Raw genomic sequence first — 16,571 nt, 5'->3', positions numbered from 1 at the left:
GTGCGGTGAGCAGCGCCGGTAGGCTCTGAACTGCTGTGATCGACGCGGCACCGCCGCACTGCCGATCCGCCGCATGCCTCTCGACGACCGAACTGAGGACGATCGTGCTTATTGCCGGGTTCCCCGCCGGGGCCTGGGGGACCAACTGTTACCTGGTCGCCCCGGCCGCGGGCGAGGAGTGCGTGATCATCGACCCGGGCCACCAGGCCGCCCAGGGAGTCGAGGAGACGCTCAAGAAGCATCGGCTCAAGCCCGTCGCCGTCGTGCTCACGCACGGCCACATCGACCATGTCGCCTCCGTCGTCCCCGTCTGTGGCGCCCACGACGTGCCGGCCTGGATCCACCCGGCAGACCGCTACATGATGAGCGACCCCGAGAAGGCTCTCGGCCGCTCCATCGGCATGCCTCTCATGGGCGAGCTGACCGTCGGGGAGCCCGACGACGTCAAGGAGCTGACCGACGGTGCCGCGCTCAGCCTCGCCGGTCTCGACTTCTCCGTCTCGCACGCGCCGGGCCATACCAAGGGGTCGGTGACCTTCCGGATGCCCGAGTCCGCGGACGTTCCGTCCGTCTTCTTCTCGGGCGACCTGCTGTTCGCCGGCTCCATCGGACGCACGGACCTGCCCGGCGGCGACATGGACGAGATGCTCGAGTCGCTGGCCCGGGTGTGCCTGCCGCTCGACGACTCGACCGTGGTGCTGTCCGGCCACGGCCCCCAGACGACCATCGGCCGTGAGCGCGCCACCAACCCGTATCTGCGCGAGGTGGCGGCCGGCCTCGGGAGCGCCCAGCCCGCTCCCCGACGAGGAATGTGACGAGACCTTCCGTGAGTGTTTTCCAGGCCCCCAAGGGCACGTACGACCTGATCCCGCCGGACTCCGCGACGTACCTCGCGGTGCGCGACGCGATCTCCGCCCCGCTGAAGAACTCCGGCTACGGCTACATCGAGACGCCCGGCTTCGAGAACGTGGAGCTGTTCGCGCGCGGTGTCGGCGAGTCCACCGACATCGTCACCAAGGAGATGTACGCCTTCGAGACCAAGGGTGGCGACCGGCTCGCCCTGCGCCCCGAGGGCACCGCCTCCGTGCTGCGCGCCGCCCTGGAGGCGAACCTCCACAAGGCCGGCAACCTGCCCGTGAAGCTCTGGTACTCGGGCTCGTACTACCGCTACGAGAAGCCGCAGAAGGGGCGCTACAGGCACTTCTCGCAGGTCGGCGCCGAGGCGATCGGCACCGAGGACCCGGCCCTGGACGCCGAGCTGATCATCCTGGCCGACCAGGCCTACCGCTCGCTCGGCCTGCGGAACTTCCGCATCCTGCTCAACTCTCTGGGCGACAAGGAGTGCCGTCCCGTCTACCGCGAGGCGCTCCAGGGCTTCCTGCGCGACCTCGACCTCGACGAGGACACCCGGCGCCGGGTGGAGATCAACCCGCTGCGTGTCCTCGACGACAAGCGCGCCGACGTGCAGAAGCAGCTGGTGGGCGCGCCGCTGCTGCGCGACTACCTGTGCGACGCGTGCAAGGCGTACCACGAGGAGGTGCGGGCGCTGCTGACGGCGGCCGGTGTCACCTTCGAGGACGACGAGAAGCTGGTGCGCGGCCTCGACTACTACACGCGCACCACGTTCGAGTTCGTCCACGACGGCCTCGGCTCGCAGTCGGCGGTGGGCGGCGGCGGCCGCTACGACGGCCTGTCCGAGATGATCGGCGGCCCCGCGCTGCCGTCCGTCGGCTGGGCTCTCGGCGTCGACCGCACGGTCCTGGCGCTGGAGGCCGAGGGCGTCGAGCTCGACCTGCCCGTCTCCACCAGCGTCTACGCGGTCCCGCTCGGCGAGGAGGCCCGCCGCGTGCTGTTCGGCGTGGTGACCAAGCTGCGCAGGGCCGGTGTCGCCGCGGACTTCAGCTACGGCGGCAAGGGCCTCAAGGGCGCGATGAAGAACGCCAACCGCTCGGGTGCCCGGTACGCCCTCGTCGCGGGCGAGCGTGACCTGGCCGAGGGCGTGGTCCAGCTCAAGGACATGGAGTCCGGCGAGCAGCAGCCGGTCGCGCTGGACCACGTGGTCACCGAGCTGCGCACCAAGCTCGCCTGACAGCGCGACGCACAGGGGCCCGGGGCACCAACTGCCCCGGGCCCCTTCGTCGTTGTGCCGGTCCGGCGCCGTCGCCGACGGGTGGTCCTTATCCGGATCGAACGGAGAGAACCGGGAGGGGTGCGGCAGAATGACGGTGCCCAGCAGACCGGCGAACGATGGAACGGCGAAATGACGACTGCAGCGGTTGACGACGTGTCCGCGGACCACGGCACGACAGGTGCGAGCCGTGCGCTGGCGTGGCTGCTGGTGGTCACGGGCGCGGCGGGGCTGCTGGCGGCGTGGGTGATCACGATCGACAAGTTCAAGCTGCTGGAGGACCCGGGCTTCACGCCGGGGTGCAGTCTGAACCCGGTGGTGTCGTGCGGGAACATCATGGAGAGCGAGCAGGCGGCGGTGTTCGGGTTCCCGAACCCGATGCTGGGTCTGGTCACGTACAGCGTGGTGATCGGGATCGGGCTGGCGCTGCTGGCGGGGGCGCGTTTTCGGCGGTGGTACTGGCTGGGGCTGAACGCGGGGACGCTCTTCGGTGTCGGGTTCTGCATGTGGCTGATGCAGCAGTCGCTGTACGAGATCAGCGCGCTGTGCCTGTGGTGCTGCCTGGCGTGGGTCGCCACGATCGTCATGTTCTGGTACGTGACCTCGCACAATGTGCGGCATGGTCTGCTGCCCGCGCCCGCCGCGGTGCGCGGCTTCCTGGGCGAGTTCACGTGGGTGCTGCCGGTGCTGCACATCGGGATCATCGGGATGCTGATCCTGACCCGCTGGTGGGACTTCTGGACCGGCTGACCGGCCCGTCGGCGGTGTCAGTGCTCTGACATAGGCTTCAGGACGTGGAGCCCGACCTGTTTACCGCCGCGGCCGAAGAGCGCCAGGAGAAGGACCCGACCAGCAGCCCCCTGGCGGTCCGGATGCGCCCGCGCACCCTGGACGAGGTGGTCGGCCAGCAGCACCTGCTGAAGCCCGGATCACCCCTGCGCCGCCTCGTCGGCGAGGGCGGCCCTGGCCCCGCCGGTGCCTCCTCGGTGATCCTTTGGGGACCGCCCGGGACCGGCAAGACGACCCTCGCGTACGTCGTCTCCAAGGCGACCAACAAGCGCTTCGTCGAGCTGTCCGCCATCACCGCGGGCGTCAAGGAGGTCCGCGCGGTCATCGACGGCGCCCGCCGGGCCGCGGGCGGCTTCGGCAAGGAGACCGTCCTCTTCCTGGACGAGATCCACCGTTTCTCCAAGGCCCAGCAGGACTCCCTCCTCCCCGCCGTGGAGAACCGCTGGGTCACCCTGATCGCGGCCACCACGGAGAACCCGTACTTCTCCGTGATCTCGCCCCTGCTCTCCCGCTCCCTGCTGCTCACCCTTGAGCCGCTGACGGACGACGACATCGGCGCTCTCCTGGAGCGCGCGCTCATGGAGGAGCGCGGGCTCGGTGGCGCGGTCACTCTCTCCGACGACGGCAGGGCGCACCTCCTGCGCATCGCGGGAGGCGATGCCCGGCGCGCGCTGACGGCCCTGGAGGCGGCGGCCGGCGCGGCCATCGACAAGGGCGAGGCGGAGATCACCCTCGGGACCGTCGAGGAGACCGTCGACCGCGCCGCGGTGAAGTACGACCGCGACGGCGACCAGCACTACGACGTCGCCAGCGCCCTCATCAAGTCGATCCGCGGTTCCGACGTGGACGCCGCGCTGCACTATCTGGCCCGCATGATCGAGGCGGGGGAGGACCCGCGGTTCATCGCCCGACGGCTCATGATCTCGGCCAGCGAGGACATCGGTCTGGCCGACCCCACCGCGCTGCCGACCGCCGTGGCGGCCGCCCAGGCCGTCGCCATGATCGGTTTCCCGGAGGCCGCGCTCACCCTCAGCCACGCGACGATCGCCCTGGCGCTCGCCCCGAAGTCGAACGCGGCGACGCTCGCGATCCAGGCCGCCCAGCAGGACATCCGCAACGGTCTCGCCGGTCCCGTCCCGCCCCATCTGCGCGACGGCCACTACAAGGGCGCCAAGAAGCTCGGCCACGCCCAGGGCTATGTCTATCCGCACGACGTCGCGGGAGGCATCGCCGCCCAGCAGTACGCGCCGGACGCCGTCCACGGCCGCCGGTACTACGAGCCCACGCGTTACGGCGCCGAGGCGCGGTACGCGGACGTGGTGGAGAAGGTGCGCGACCGGCTGCGCGGGGACGCCAAGTAATCCGTCACGCGGCCCGGTGCGCGCCTCAGTGCGCGGCCGCCTCGAAGAGCGTGTGCATCGCCCGCCGCAGTCCGGTGATGTCCCGCACGGGCTCCGGGAAGTCGAAGCGCGTGTCGAACGGCTGCTCCCCGGTGAACCGCACGCGCAGCCCGAAGCGGTCCAGCGCCAGCGGCACCGCCCGCCGGCCGCTCGCCACGGCGCCCTTGCCGCGGTCGCCGAGCAGCCCCGCGAGCGCCTGCACCTGGTCGGGATGCGCGGAGTGCAGATGCTGGAGCAGCTCGGTCTCGTGGGCCACGAGCGGGTCGACGGGGGCCCGTGCGAATTCCTCCGCCTCGACGCCGGACGCGCCCCACAGGTCGTCGATGCTCGCCTCACCCACCTCCAGGCGCAGCATCATGCAGCCGGGCTCGGTCGCGAGACCGGGCGCGCAGGTCAGCCAGCCGGAGACCCAGGCGCGGCCGCGGATACGGTTGGGCACGGCGACCGGCGCGACGTCGGTGATCTCCAGCACGGCGGCGAGCTCGTCGTCCTGCGCGTGGGTCGCGGCCCTGACGACCGGGGAGTCGGCGGGGAAGAGGAGGAACACCTCGCCGTCCGGGCCGACCGCACGGGCCTCCGGGCTCAGCTGGTCGGGCCGTGCTGCCTCCACTCCGGGAACCAGCAGTACCGCTGAGCATGTACTCTGTACGAGAGTTCGTGTGCGCTCGGCTGCTGACGGCATCCGAGTGATTTCAAGCCCGCTGGGACGCGGCTGACCATGAGCTGATCGGACCTCCGTCACCTCGACGCTCGAAGAAGCGTCGGCGTTCGTCGTGCCGTCCGTGATGCGCTTGGTGTTCCCAGGGCGAGACATGCGATCTCCTTAAGTAAGGTGAGCCTAACCTAACCTACAACGGAGGTCTGGAGAACGTGCCTAACCAGTCGCGTCCCAAGGTCAAGAAGTCCCGTGCGCTCGGTATCGCCCTGACGCCGAAGGCCGTCAAGTACTTCGAGGCCCGCCCCTACCCGCCGGGCGAGCACGGCCGTGGCCGCAAGCAGAACTCGGACTACAAGGTCCGTCTGCTCGAGAAGCAGCGTCTGCGTGCGCAGTACGACATCAGCGAGCGCCAGATGGCGCGCGCCTACGACCGCGCCAAGAAGGCCGAGGGCAAGACGGGTGACGCGCTCGTCATCGAGCTCGAGCGCCGCCTCGACGCCCTGGTCCTGCGTTCGGGCATCGCCCGCACCATCTACCAGGCCCGTCAGATGGTCGTCCACGGCCACATCGAGGTCAACGGTGGCAAGGTCGACAAGCCGTCGTTCCGTGTCCGTCCCGACGACGTCGTGATGGTCCGCGAGCGCTCCCGCGAGAAGCCCCTGTTCCAGGTCGCTCGTGAGGGTGGCTTCGCCGCCGACGGCGAGACCCCGCGCTACCTGCAGGTCAACCTGAAGGCCCTGGCGTTCCGCCTGGACCGCGACCCGCAGCGCAAGGAAGTTCCGGTCATCTGCGACGAGCAGCTGGTCGTCGAGTACTACGCCCGCTGATCAGGGCCGGTCTCCCAGCGTTTCAGCCCGCCGCTTCCCCGCCGTTTCCGGTGGGGGAGCCGGCGGGCTCCCGCGTTTCCGGGGCCGTGGAGCGCGCGTCGCGCTGCCGCACCGGGAACGGGCGCACGTCCGTCGCCGCCGTCAGGGCACGCCGGACGGCGGCGTCCGGCGACAGCGCCCTGCCCTCCCGGACGCACCTCTCGTACTGCTCGGTGCCGAGCAGCCGTCGCGTCTGCTGGTCGCACAGCGCCCGCGGCGCACCGAAATGGCCGGATCCGAACAGGGGCAGCCCCACCGAGTCCCACATCGGGGCCGTGGCCCCCTGGAGCACCGCCGCCTCCGCCGCGTCGCCCTCGCTCGCAGTGACCAGCGCGAGCAGCTCCAGCGCCAGCACCAGACCGACCAGGTCGTTGAACCGGTGGTCGATGGCGATGCACTCCGACAGCAGCGCGCGGGCCCGCGCGTGGTCGTCGGCCGTCCAGGCCGCGTAGGCCAGCACGTACAGTGCGTAGGACCGCGTCCAGCGCTCGCCGCGCTCCTCGCAGACCTCCCGCACCTCCTCGCACACGGCGACAGCCGCCTCCAGCCGGTTCTGGAACACCAGGGACATGGCCAGCTCGACCCGGCCCATCAGCACGTTGCTGTTCAGCTCGCCCTCGGCGTCGTACGCGGCGAGCGCCGCGCGCAGCAGCTTCTCCGCGCGGGGCATGTCGTCGCCGATCAGCGCCAGGCAGCCCTTGCGGTGCACGGCGTACGCGGCGGCCACCCGGTTCCCCGTCAGCTCGGCGCCCTCCTCGCACTCGTACAGGGCGGCCGCGGCGGCGCCGTTGTCGCCCTGGAGGATCGCCACGTAGCCGAGCACCCACAGCGCCTTGAGCCGGGAGTCCGCGTGCTCCGTGTCGTGCGCGAGCGCCCGGTCCAGCCAGTGCCGGCCCTCGGCGAGCCGCCCGCACCCGACCCAGGAGAACCAGAGCGTCCCCGCGAGGTACTGGCCCAGATGCGCCTCCTCCGGCCGCTCCAGGCACAGTTCGAGTGCGGCCCGCAGATTGGGCAGCGCGCTGTCGGTGCAGGCCGCGACCTCCGCCTGGCGCGGGCTGAACCACTCCAGCTCGCACCAGGTGGCCAGGCCCACGTACCAGTCGCGGTGCCGTCGGCGCAGCCGTTCGTCGTCGCCGAGGGCGGCCAGCCATTCGGCGCCGTACGCGCGGACCGTGTCCAGCATCCGGTACCGCACGCCCGCCGGCGTCTCCTCGCGGGACACCACCGACTGCGCGATCAGCTCGCCCAGCACGTCGAGCACGGATTCGGCGGGCAGATCCGGACCGCTGCAGACGTACTCCGCCGCCTCCAGGTCGAACTGCCCGGCGAACACCGAGAGTCTGGCCCACAGCAGCCGCTCCTCGGGCCGGCACAGCTCATGGCTCCAGCCCACGGCCGTACGCAGGGTCCGGTGGCGCGGCAGGGCGCCGCGGGCACCCCCGGTCAGCAACGCGAAACGGTCGTCGAGACGGTGCAGCAACTGCCCGAGGGACAGCACCGGCAGGCGGCCCGCGGCCAGTTCGAGCGCCAGCGGGATCCCGTCGAGACGCCGGCACAGCTCGCGCACCAGCAGCCGGTCCGCCTCGTCGGGCCGCCACTGCGGGAGCGTGCCCGCGGCCCGGTCGGTGAACAGCGCCGCGGCGTCGTCCTCGGGCATCGCGCCCAGTGGGAGGACCTGTTCGCCGTCCACACGTAACGGCCTGCGGCCCACGGCGAGCACCTGGACGCCCGGGGCGCGGCGCAGCACATCGTGCAGGAGCGCTGCGCACTCGTCCACCAGGTGTTCGAAGCCGTCGACGACGAGCAGGGCCCGCCGGCGCGACAGGTGGGCGAGCAGGACATCGCGCGGCGGCCTGCTGGTGTGGTCCGTCAGGGAGAGCGACTCCACGAAGGCGTGGGCGACCAGGTCGGGGTCGTGCAGCAGCGACAGCTCGGTGAGCCACACGCCGTCGCCGTACCGATTCTGCACAGTCGCCGCGGCGCGCAGGGCCAGCCGCGACTTGCCGATGCCCCCGGCGCCGACCACAGTCACCAGCCGGGCGCGTTCCAACGCCTCGCCGACCGCGGCCAGCTCGTCCGCACGGCCAATGAACCGGTTCAGCTCTGCGGGAAGACCGCCCTGGTGGGGCATCCGGTCGCCGGGGGAGGAACCGGCGCGAGAGGATCGTCGCATAGGGCACGCAGCGTACCGACCCCGTAAGCACTCCGTACAATCGGTCGCTCATGGCCACCGCTTGCCGACCGCTAATGCGGTATGGGGCGCCACCCGGGGCGCGATAGGGTCGGGATACGACTTTTCAGGTGCCAGACGACAGCAGAGAGCGGTGCGCAGTGACCGGTGGAGAGGTTGCCGGGATTCTGGTGGCCGTCTTCTGGGCGATCTTGGTCTCCTTCCTCGCCGTGGTGCTGGTGAGGCTGGCGCAGACGCTCAGAGCGACCACCAAACTCGTGGCGGACGTGACCGAACAGGCGGTGCCCCTGCTGGCCGACGCCTCCGCGACCGTGCGCTCCGCGCAGACCCAGCTCGACCGGGTGGACGCCATCGCGAGCGACGTCCAGGAGGTCACCTCCAACGCCTCGGCGCTGTCCACGACCGTCGCGTCGACGTTCGGCGGCCCGCTCGTCAAGGTCGCCGCCTTCGGGTACGGCGTACGGCAGGCGCTGAGCCGCAGGGGTGAGGACGCCCCGGCCCCGGACCCCAGGCGCACCGTGATCGTCGGCCGGTCCGTGCCGTCCGCGCGACGCAAGAAGCGGAAGGGCTGAGACGCGATGTTCCGCCGTACGTTCTGGTTCACCGCGGGCGCCGCCGCCGGCGTCTGGGCGACCACCAAGGTCAACCGCAAGCTCAAGCAGCTCACCCCTGAGAGCCTCGCCGCCCAGGCGGCGAACAAGGCGATCGACGCGGGGCACCGCCTCAAGGGCATCGCCGTCGACATCCGCGCGCAGATGCTGCAGCGCGAGGCCGAACTGGGCGAGGTCCTGGGCCTGAATGCGGCCCCCGGCGGTGAACTCCCCGCCACCGCGAGCCCGGCCGCGATCGAGCGTGACCGGCCCGCACAGATCACCTACCTGCACAGCAGGACCCACGACTCGAACCGCAAGACCAAGGACACCACCGAAGGCCCGGGCCCCGGGGCTTCGTACAACCGGAATGAGGACCACTGATGGAGTCGGCTGAAATCCGCCGCCGCTGGCTGAGCTTCTTCGAGGAGCGCGGGCACACCGTCGTCCCTTCGGCGTCGCTCATCGCGGACGACCCGACTCTGCTGCTGGTGCCCGCGGGCATGGTCCCCTTCAAGCCGTACTTCCTCGGTGAGGTCAAGCCGCCCGCCCCCCGTGTCACCAGCGTGCAGAAGTGCGTGCGTACGCCGGACATCGAAGAGGTCGGCAAGACGACCCGCCACGGCACGTTCTTCCAGATGTGCGGCAACTTCTCCTTCGGCGACTACTTCAAGGAAGGCGCCATCAAGCTCGCCTGGGAGCTGCTCACCAGCCCCCAGGACAAGGGCGGTTACGGCCTGGAGCCGGAGAAGCTCTGGATCACCGTCTACAAGGACGACGACGAGGCCGAGCAGATCTGGCGCGATGTGATCGGCGTGCCCGCCGAGCGCATCCAGCGCCTGGGCATGGGCCCCAACTTCTGGTCGATGGGCGTCCCCGGTCCCTGCGGCCCTTGCTCCGAGATCAACTACGACCGCGGTCCGGAGTTCGGCGAGGAGGGCGGCCCGGCCGCTAACGACGAGCGCTACGTGGAGATCTGGAACCTGGTCTTCATGCAGTACGAGCGCGGCGCCGGCGAGGGCAAGGAGGACTTCCCGATCCTCGGCGACCTGCCGTCGAAGAACATCGACACCGGTCTCGGCCTCGAACGCCTCGCGATGATCCTGCAGGGCGTGCAGAACATGTACGAGACCGACACCCTGCGCGTCGTCATGGACAGGGCCACCGAGCTGACCGGCGTCCGCTACGGCGCCGACCACGGCTCCGACGTCTCCCTGCGCGTGGTCGCCGACCACATCCGCACCTCCACGATGCTCATCGGCGACGGTGTCACCCCCGGCAACGAGGGCCGCGGCTATGTGCTGCGCCGCATCATGCGCCGCGCCATCCGCAACATGCGGCTGATGGGCGCCACCGGCCCGGTCGTCAAGGACCTGGTCGATGTCGTGATCGACACGATGGGGCAGCAGTACCCGGAGCTGGTCACCGACCGCAAGCGCATCGAGACGGTCGCCGTCGCCGAGGAGGCCGCCTTCCTCAAGGCCCTCAAGAGCGGCACCAACATCCTCGACACCGCCGTCACGGAGACCAAGGCCAAGGGCGGCACCGTCCTGCCCGGCGACAAGGCCTTCCTGCTCCACGACACCTGGGGCTTCCCGATCGACCTCACCCTCGAGATGGCCGCCGAGCAGGGCCTGTCCGTGGACGAGGACGGCTTCCGCCGCCTGATGAAGGAGCAGCGGGACAAGGCCAAGGCCGACGCCAAGGCGAAGAAGACCGGTCACGCCAACCTCACCGCCTACCGCGAGATCGCCGACACCTCGGGCACCACCGAGTTCACCGGTTACACCTCCACCGAGGGCGAGTCGACCGTCGTCGGCCTGCTCGTCGACGGCGTCTCCTCCCCGGCCGCCTCCGAGGGCGACGAGGTCGAGGTCGTCCTCGACCGCACCCCGTTCTACGCCGAGGGCGGTGGCCAGCTCGCCGACCAGGGCCGGATCAAGCTGCACTCCGGGGCCGTCATCCAGGTCCGCGACGTGCAGCAGCCCGTTCCGGGTGTCAGCGTCCACAAGGGTGTCGTCCAGGTCGGCGAGGTCACCGTCGGCGCCTCCGCCTACGCCGTCATCGACGTACGCCGCCGCCGAGCCATCGCCCGCGCCCACAGCGCCACGCACCTGACCCACCAGGCGCTGCGCGACGCTCTCGGCCCCACGGCCGCCCAGGCCGGTTCGGAGAATTCGCCGGGCCGCTTCCGCTTCGACTTCGGCTCGCCGAACGCCGTCCCCGGCACGGTCCTCACCGACGTCGAGCAGAAGATCAACGAGGTGCTCGCCCGCGAGCTCGACGTCCACGCCGAGGTCATGAGCATCGACGAGGCCAAGAAGCAGGGCGCCATCGCCGAGTTCGGCGAGAAGTACGGCGAGCGCGTGCGCGTCGTGACCATCGGCGACTTCTCCAAGGAGTTGTGCGGCGGCACGCACGTGCACAACACCGCCCAGCTGGGTCTGGTGAAGCTGCTCGGCGAGTCCTCCATCGGCTCCGGCGTGCGCCGTGTCGAGGCCCTCGTCGGCGTCGACGCGTACAACTTCCTCGCCAAGGAGCACACGGTCGTCGCCCAGCTCCAGGAGCTGGTCAAGGGCCGTTCCGAGGAGCTGCCGGAGAAGATCGCCGCCATGCTCGGCAAGCTGAAGGACGCCGAGAAGGAGATCGAGAAGTTCCGCGCGGAGAAGGTGCTCGGCGCCGCCGCCGGTCTCGCCGAGGGCGCCAAGGACGTCCGCGGCATCGCCCTGGTCACCGGCACCGTGCCGGACGGCACCTCCGCCGACGACCTGCGCAAGCTGGTCCTCGACGTCCGCGGCCGCATCCCGGGCGACCGCCCGGCCGTCGTCGCCGTGTTCACCACGGCCAACGGCCGTCCGCTCACGGTCATCGCCACCAACGAGGCCGCCCGCGAGCGCGGCCTCAAGGCCGGCGACCTGGTGCGCACCGCCGCAAAGACGCTGGGCGGCGGCGGAGGCGGCAAGCCGGACGTCGCCCAGGGCGGCGGCCAGAACCCGGACGCCATCGGCGACGCCGTCGCCGCCGTCGAGCGTCTCGTCGCCGAGACCGCCTGATGACCATGCGCAGAGGACGTCGGCTCGCGGTCGACGTCGGGGACGCCCGGATCGGGGTCGCCTCGTGCGACCCCGACGGGGTCCTTGCCACGCCGGTGGAGACCGTGCCGGGACGCGACATCCCTGCCGCCCACCGGCGGCTGCGCCAACTCGTCGAGGAGTACGAGCCGATCGAGGTCGTCGTCGGCCTGCCCCGCTCGCTCAGCGGCGGTGAGGGCCCGGCGGCGAAGAAGGTCCGCAGCTTCGCACAGACTCTCGCCCAGGGCATCAAGCCGGTCCCGGTACGACTTGTCGACGAGAGGATGACCACAGTGACGGCCACCCAGGGGCTGCGCGCTTCGGGTGTGAAGTCCAAAAAGGGCAGGTCCGTCATCGATCAAGCTGCCGCTGTGGTGATCCTCCAGAACGCTCTGGAGTCCGAACGGGCGTCCGGGACTGCTCCAGGCGAGGGCATCGAAGTGGTTGTCTGATCGCGATACGGTAACGTTCCGCGCGATGCGACGGTGTTCGAACAGCCGCCGCACAGAAAAGAGGCGGATCGTTTCGCGCCGTCTCGCGGCCCTAGGGGATCGATGACTGAGTATGGCCGGAGCCCCGGCTCCGAACCGTGGCATCCCGAGGACCCCTTGTACGGGGACCAGGGATGGGGAGGCCAGGAGGCCGCGGACGGCCACGCTCCGTACGGCGGCCAGCCGCAGCACCAGTACCCGCAGGCGCAGCAGTACGGCACGCAGCAGGATGTGCACCAGCAGGACCCGTATCAGCAGGAGCAGTACCCGCAGGACCAGTACCAGCAGCCGCAGTACCAGCAGCAGTACGGGAACCAGGAGTCCTACCAGCAGCAGTACAACGGCGGCTGGGACACGGGTCAGCAGACGGCCATGCCGTACGCAGCGGATCAGGCGGGCGGCTATGGCGGCCAGCCGGGCGGTTACGGCAGCCCCCAGGAGACCGACTACTACAGCACCTCGGAGGCGTACCCCCCGCCGCAGCCCCCCGGCCGCAGGCAGCAGGAGCCGGAGCCGGCCACCGACTGGGACGCGGAGGCGGCGCAGGAGGAGACCCACCCGTTCTTCACCGGTGACGACGGGAACGGCGACGGCGGCGACGACGGGTACGACGAGGAGCCGCGCGGTGGCGGAGGCCGCGACCGGCGGGGCAAGGGCAAGAAGAAGAGCCGCAACGGCCTGGCCTGCCTGGTGGTCGCCGCGGTCCTCGTCGGCGGCCTCGGCGGTGTCGGCTACTTCGGATACCAGTTCTGGCAGGGCCAGTTCGGCGCGCCGGAGGACTTCGCGGGCAGTGGCAGCGGCTCGGTCCAGGTGGAGATCCCGAAGGGGGCCACCGGATCCGAGATCGGCCGGATCCTCAAGGAGGCCGGCGTCGTCAAGAGCGTGGACGGCTTCGTCTCCGCCCAGGAGGAGAACCCCAAGGGCAACACGATCCAGGACGGCGTGTACGTCCTGAAGAAGGAGATGTCGGCGGCGAGCGCCGTGGAGCTCATGCTGAGCCCCGCCAGCCGCAACAACCTGATCATTGCCGAGGGCAGGCGCAACGTCCAGGTCTACGCGGACATAGACAAACGCCTCGAACTGAAGCCGGGCACCACGCAGGACATCGCCGAGAAAGAGGCCGACAGTCTGGGCCTCCCGGACTGGGCCAGGAACCACCCGGACGTCAAGGACCCGCTCGAAGGCTTCCTCTTCCCGGCCAGCTATCCGGTCGCCAAGGGCGCCAAGCCCGAGGCGGTCCTCAAGAAGATGGTCGCCCGTGCCAACCAGGAGTACGAGAAGGCCGGCCTGGAGGCGAAGGCCAAGGGCCTCGGACTTGAGGGCCCCTGGGAGCTGCTCACGCTCGCCAGCCTCGTCCAGGTCGAGGGCAAGACGCACGACGACTTCCGCAAGATGTCCGAGGTCATCTACAACCGTCTCAAGCCTGCCAACACCGAGACCAACCAACTGCTCCAGTTCGACTCCGCGTTCAACTACCTCAAGGGTCAGAGCAAGATCGACATCTCTGAGGACGAGATCAACAGCAACCAGGACCCGTACAACACGTACACCCAGAAGGGCCTGACACCGGGCCCCATCAGCAACCCGGGCAACGAAGCCCTGGCCGCGGCACTCAACCCCACGGACGATGGCTGGCTCTACTTCGTGGCGATCGACGGCATGAAGAAGACCGAGTTCGCCAAGACCTTCGCCGAGCACCAGAAGCTGGTGGACAAGTTCAACGACTCGAGGGGCGACTGATGTCCCCGTCCCGCAACCGCGCGGCGGTCCTCGGCTCGCCCATCGCGCACTCCCTGTCCCCGGTGCTCCACCGCGCCGCCTACGCCGAACTCGGCCTCGACGACTGGTCCTACGACCGCTTCGAGATCGACGAGGCGGCGCTGCCGGCGTTCGTCGAGGGGCTGGACGAGACCTGGGCCGGCCTGTCGCTGACCATGCCGCTGAAGCGGGCGATCATCCCGCTGCTCGACGGCATCAGCGACACCGCCGCCTCGGTGGAGGCCGTCAACACGGTCGTGTTCACCGACGACGGCCGGCGTCTCGGCGACAACACCGACATCCCCGGGATGGTCGCGGCGCTCCGGGAACGCGGCGTGAAGAAGACCGACTCCGCCGCCGTCCTCGGCGCCGGTGCCACCGCCTCCTCCGCGCTCGCCGCCCTCGCACAGGTCTGCGCCGGACCGGTCACGGCGTACGTGCGCAGCGCGGCCCGTGCCGACGAGATGCGCGGCTGGGGCGAGCGGCTCGGCGTCGACGTCCGTGTCGCCGACTGGTCCGCCGCCGCCGAGGCGCTGAGCGCGCCCCTGGTCATCGCCACGACCCCCGCCGGGACCACCGACGCCCTCGCGGCCGCGGTGCCGGACCGGCCCGGCACGCTGTTCGACGTGCTGTACGAGCCGTGGCCCACGGCTCTCGCGGCCGCATGGTCCGGCAGGGGCGGCGCGGTGGTCGGCGGCCTGGACCTTCTGGTGCACCAGGCGGTGCTCCAGGTCGAGCAGATGACCGGCCGCTCGCCGGCGCCCCTGGGGGCCATGCGTACTGCTGGTGAGCGCGCGCTCGGAGCCCGCTAGGATCTGCGCGTTCGATCAGGAGCACATCAAACAGCACAGGGGGAGTCCGGCCATGGAAACCGGTCAGCCGCAGGCCTCGATCGCCAGAAACATCTTCGACGGCATCGTCTCGTTCCTGCCCGACTGGCTGCAGATCCCGATTCTGTGCCTGATCATCCTGCTGATCGTCCTCGGCTGGGTGTCCTCGATCCGCAAGAAGATCGCGCAGCGCCGTGCCGCACGCAACCCGCAGCCCGTGCCCGCGGCCTCCGGCAACCAGGGCAGCGGTGCCGACCACCTCGGCCCGTACGCCCCCGCTCAGCAGGCCCCGCAGCAGCCGAGCGGCGCCGACTACCTCGGGCAGTACGCCCCTGCCCAGCAGCCTCAGCAGGCCCCGCAGCAGCCCAGCGGTGCGGACTACCTCGGCTCGTACGCGCCCCAGCAGCGCCGCGACGGCCACTGACGACCCCCGGACCGGCTGTCCACGGGCGTCCGCCAGGTGGACCGGTGGCCGGGAGCCGGGCGCGGACGTGGGAGGATCGAGGGAGGCGGGCCAGGGTCGCGCCTCCCCAGCCCCTGCTGGGAGGTTTCCCCAGGCCGCGCCGTCGCAGTTCCACGCGCGAGCATGAGGAGCACCGTTGAGCAGGTTGCGTTGGCTGACCGCGGGCGAGTCGCACGGACCCGCACTGGTGGCGACGCTGGAGGGTCTTCCCGCCGGTGTGCCGATCACCACCGAGATGGTGGCGGACCACCTTGCCAGGCGGCGCCTCGGCTATGGGCGCGGTGCCCGGATGAAGTTCGAGCGCGACGAGGTGACCTTCCTCGGAGGCGTCCGGCACGGTCTCACCATGGGCTCCCCGGTGGCGGTCATGGTCGGCAACACCGAGTGGCCGAAGTGGGAGCAGGTGATGTCGGCCGACCCGGTCGACGCCGACGAGCTCGCCCAGCTGGCGCGCAACGCGCCGCTGACCCGGCCCCGGCCCGGCCACGCCGACCTCGCCGGTATGCAGAAGTACGCGCTGGAGGAGGCCCGGCCGATCCTGGAGCGCGCGAGCGCCCGTGAGACCGCGGCCCGCGTCGCGCTCGGCGCGGTGGCCCGTTCGTACCTCAAGGAGACGACGGGCATCGAGATCGTCTCCCACGTCGTCGAGCTGGCCGCGGCCAAGGCACCGTACGGCGTCGTCCCCGTCCCCGCCGACGAGGAGCGCCTGGACGCCGACCCCGTCCGCTGCCTGGACGCCGACGCCAGCAAGGCGATGGTCGCGGAGATCGACCAGGCCCACAAGGACGGCGACACCCTCGGCGGCGTCGTCGAGGTCCTCGCGTACGGCGTGCCCGTCGGCCTCGGCTCGCACGTCCACTGGGACCGACGCCTCGACGCGCGGCTCGCCGCCGCGCTCATGGGCATCCAGGCCATCAAGGGCGTCGAGGTCGGCGACGGCTTCGAGCTCGCCCGGGTGCCCGGCTCCAAGGCGCACGACGAGATCGTGCCGACCGAGGACGGCATCCGCCGCAGCACCGGCCGGTCCGGCGGTACGGAGGGCGGCATGTCGACCGGCGAGCTGCTGCGCGTCCGGGCCGCGATGAAGCCGATCGCCACCGTGCCGCGCGCCCTGAAGACGGTGGACGTCACCACCGGCGAGCCGGCCGCCGCGCACCACCAGCGGTCCGACGTGTGCGCCGTGCCCGCCGCGGGCATCGTCGCCGAGGCCATGGTCGCGCTGGTGCTCGCGGACGCCGTCGCCGAGAAGTTCGGCGGCGACAGCGTCACCGAGACCCGCCGCAACGTGCAGTCGTACCTCGACAACCTCCGCATCCGGTGAGCGCCCCGCTGATCG

At 70.9% G+C, this 16,571-nt stretch carries 15 protein-coding genes; 13 read left to right on the top strand and 2 right to left on the bottom strand.

Annotated features, from left to right (window positions below; translation table 11 throughout):
• Positions 1-104: 104 nt before the first annotated feature.
• The 4 genes from ACF08N_RS25140 to ACF08N_RS25125 all read left to right on the top strand — a co-directional run bounded on the left by ACF08N_RS25140 (position 105) and on the right by ACF08N_RS25125 (position 4,278).
• Positions 105-815 carry an MBL fold metallo-hydrolase gene (locus tag ACF08N_RS25140; protein WP_392326936.1) on the top strand — a complete coding sequence of 237 codons (711 nt, stop codon included), beginning with the start codon at positions 105-107 and terminating at the stop codon, positions 813-815.
• An 11-nt stretch (positions 816-826) separates the two neighbouring features.
• Complete coding sequence (gene hisS, locus ACF08N_RS25135) at positions 827-2,089, top strand: histidine--tRNA ligase (protein ID WP_392326935.1); 1,263 nt, start codon at positions 827-829, stop codon at positions 2,087-2,089.
• 171 nt (positions 2,090-2,260) lie between these two features.
• Complete coding sequence (locus ACF08N_RS25130) at positions 2,261-2,878, top strand: vitamin K epoxide reductase family protein (RefSeq protein WP_392326934.1); 618 nt, start codon at positions 2,261-2,263, stop codon at positions 2,876-2,878.
• 44 nt (positions 2,879-2,922) lie between these two features.
• The gene (locus ACF08N_RS25125; RefSeq protein WP_392326933.1) at positions 2,923-4,278 is read left to right on the top strand and encodes a replication-associated recombination protein A; all 1,356 of its coding nucleotides are present in this window, start codon (positions 2,923-2,925) and stop codon (positions 4,276-4,278) included.
• 25 nt (positions 4,279-4,303) lie between these two features.
• Here ACF08N_RS25125 and ACF08N_RS25120 read toward each other — a convergent pair whose 3' ends face one another.
• Positions 4,304-4,999 carry a DUF2470 domain-containing protein gene (locus ACF08N_RS25120; RefSeq protein WP_392326932.1) on the bottom strand — a complete coding sequence of 232 codons (696 nt, stop codon included), beginning with the start codon at positions 4,997-4,999 and terminating at the stop codon, positions 4,304-4,306.
• A 188-nt stretch (positions 5,000-5,187) separates the two neighbouring features.
• Between ACF08N_RS25120 and rpsD the strand changes: the two genes are divergently transcribed.
• The gene (rpsD, locus tag ACF08N_RS25115; RefSeq protein ID WP_215183106.1) at positions 5,188-5,802 is read left to right on the top strand and encodes a 30S ribosomal protein S4; all 615 of its coding nucleotides are present in this window, start codon (positions 5,188-5,190) and stop codon (positions 5,800-5,802) included.
• A gap of 22 nt (positions 5,803-5,824) precedes the next feature.
• Here rpsD and ACF08N_RS25110 read toward each other — a convergent pair whose 3' ends face one another.
• The gene (locus ACF08N_RS25110) at positions 5,825-8,014 is read right to left on the bottom strand and encodes an ATP-binding protein (RefSeq protein WP_392326931.1); all 2,190 of its coding nucleotides are present in this window, start codon (positions 8,012-8,014) and stop codon (positions 5,825-5,827) included.
• Positions 8,015-8,172: 158 nt separating this feature from the next.
• Here ACF08N_RS25110 and ACF08N_RS25105 point away from each other — a divergent pair, with 158 nt between their 5' ends.
• From ACF08N_RS25105 to aroC, 8 genes are all read left to right on the top strand, one after another.
• Positions 8,173-8,604, top strand: a complete 432-nt coding sequence (locus ACF08N_RS25105) for a DUF948 domain-containing protein (RefSeq protein WP_392326930.1) — start codon at positions 8,173-8,175, stop codon at positions 8,602-8,604.
• Between the two features lie 6 nt (positions 8,605-8,610).
• On the top strand, positions 8,611-9,006 hold the full coding sequence (locus ACF08N_RS25100) for a hypothetical protein (RefSeq protein ID WP_392326929.1): 396 nt from the start codon (positions 8,611-8,613) through the stop codon (positions 9,004-9,006).
• Positions 9,006-11,675, top strand: a complete 2,670-nt coding sequence (alaS, locus tag ACF08N_RS25095; RefSeq protein ID WP_392326928.1) for an alanine--tRNA ligase — start codon at positions 9,006-9,008, stop codon at positions 11,673-11,675. The genes ACF08N_RS25100 and alaS overlap by 1 nt, the downstream gene beginning before the upstream one ends.
• Positions 11,675-12,145 carry a Holliday junction resolvase RuvX gene (gene ruvX / locus ACF08N_RS25090; protein WP_392326927.1) on the top strand — a complete coding sequence of 157 codons (471 nt, stop codon included), beginning with the start codon at positions 11,675-11,677 and terminating at the stop codon, positions 12,143-12,145. The genes alaS and ruvX overlap by 1 nt, the downstream gene beginning before the upstream one ends.
• 102 nt (positions 12,146-12,247) lie before the next feature.
• Entirely contained in the window at positions 12,248-13,924 is a 1,677-nt protein-coding gene (gene mltG / locus ACF08N_RS25085) for an endolytic transglycosylase MltG (protein ID WP_392326926.1), read from the top strand.
• Positions 13,924-14,754, top strand: a complete 831-nt coding sequence (locus ACF08N_RS25080; protein ID WP_392326925.1) for a shikimate dehydrogenase — start codon at positions 13,924-13,926, stop codon at positions 14,752-14,754. Before mltG ends, ACF08N_RS25080 begins: the two co-directional genes overlap by 1 nt.
• A gap of 52 nt (positions 14,755-14,806) precedes the next feature.
• On the top strand, positions 14,807-15,196 hold the full coding sequence (locus tag ACF08N_RS25075) for a hypothetical protein (RefSeq protein WP_392326924.1): 390 nt from the start codon (positions 14,807-14,809) through the stop codon (positions 15,194-15,196).
• A gap of 175 nt (positions 15,197-15,371) precedes the next feature.
• Positions 15,372-16,556, top strand: a complete 1,185-nt coding sequence (gene aroC, locus ACF08N_RS25070; RefSeq protein ID WP_392326923.1) for a chorismate synthase — start codon at positions 15,372-15,374, stop codon at positions 16,554-16,556.
• Positions 16,557-16,571: the final 15 nt, after the last annotated feature.

Source organism: Streptomyces sp. NPDC015127 (genome assembly GCF_043080095.1).
GTDB lineage: Bacteria > Actinomycetota > Actinomycetes > Streptomycetales > Streptomycetaceae > Streptomyces.
The sequence above is the reverse complement of the archived record's forward strand: the minus strand, read 5'-3'. Positions and strand labels throughout refer to the sequence as shown.

Coding starts and splice junctions, on each gene's coding strand:
- ACF08N_RS25130 (WP_392326934.1), top strand. CDS start 2,261: ATGACGACTGCAGCGGTTGACGACGTGTCCGCGGACCACGGCACGACA.
- ACF08N_RS25120 (WP_392326932.1), bottom strand. CDS start 4,999: ATGCCGTCAGCAGCCGAGCGCACACGAACTCTCGTACAGAGTACATGC.
- ACF08N_RS25110 (WP_392326931.1), bottom strand. CDS start 8,014: ATGCGACGATCCTCTCGCGCCGGTTCCTCCCCCGGCGACCGGATGCCC.
- ACF08N_RS25100 (WP_392326929.1), top strand. CDS start 8,611: ATGTTCCGCCGTACGTTCTGGTTCACCGCGGGCGCCGCCGCCGGCGTC.
- alaS (WP_392326928.1), top strand. CDS start 9,006: ATGGAGTCGGCTGAAATCCGCCGCCGCTGGCTGAGCTTCTTCGAGGAG.
- ruvX (WP_392326927.1), top strand. CDS start 11,675: ATGACCATGCGCAGAGGACGTCGGCTCGCGGTCGACGTCGGGGACGCC.
- mltG (WP_392326926.1), top strand. CDS start 12,248: ATGACTGAGTATGGCCGGAGCCCCGGCTCCGAACCGTGGCATCCCGAG.
- ACF08N_RS25080 (WP_392326925.1), top strand. CDS start 13,924: ATGTCCCCGTCCCGCAACCGCGCGGCGGTCCTCGGCTCGCCCATCGCG.
- ACF08N_RS25075 (WP_392326924.1), top strand. CDS start 14,807: ATGGAAACCGGTCAGCCGCAGGCCTCGATCGCCAGAAACATCTTCGAC.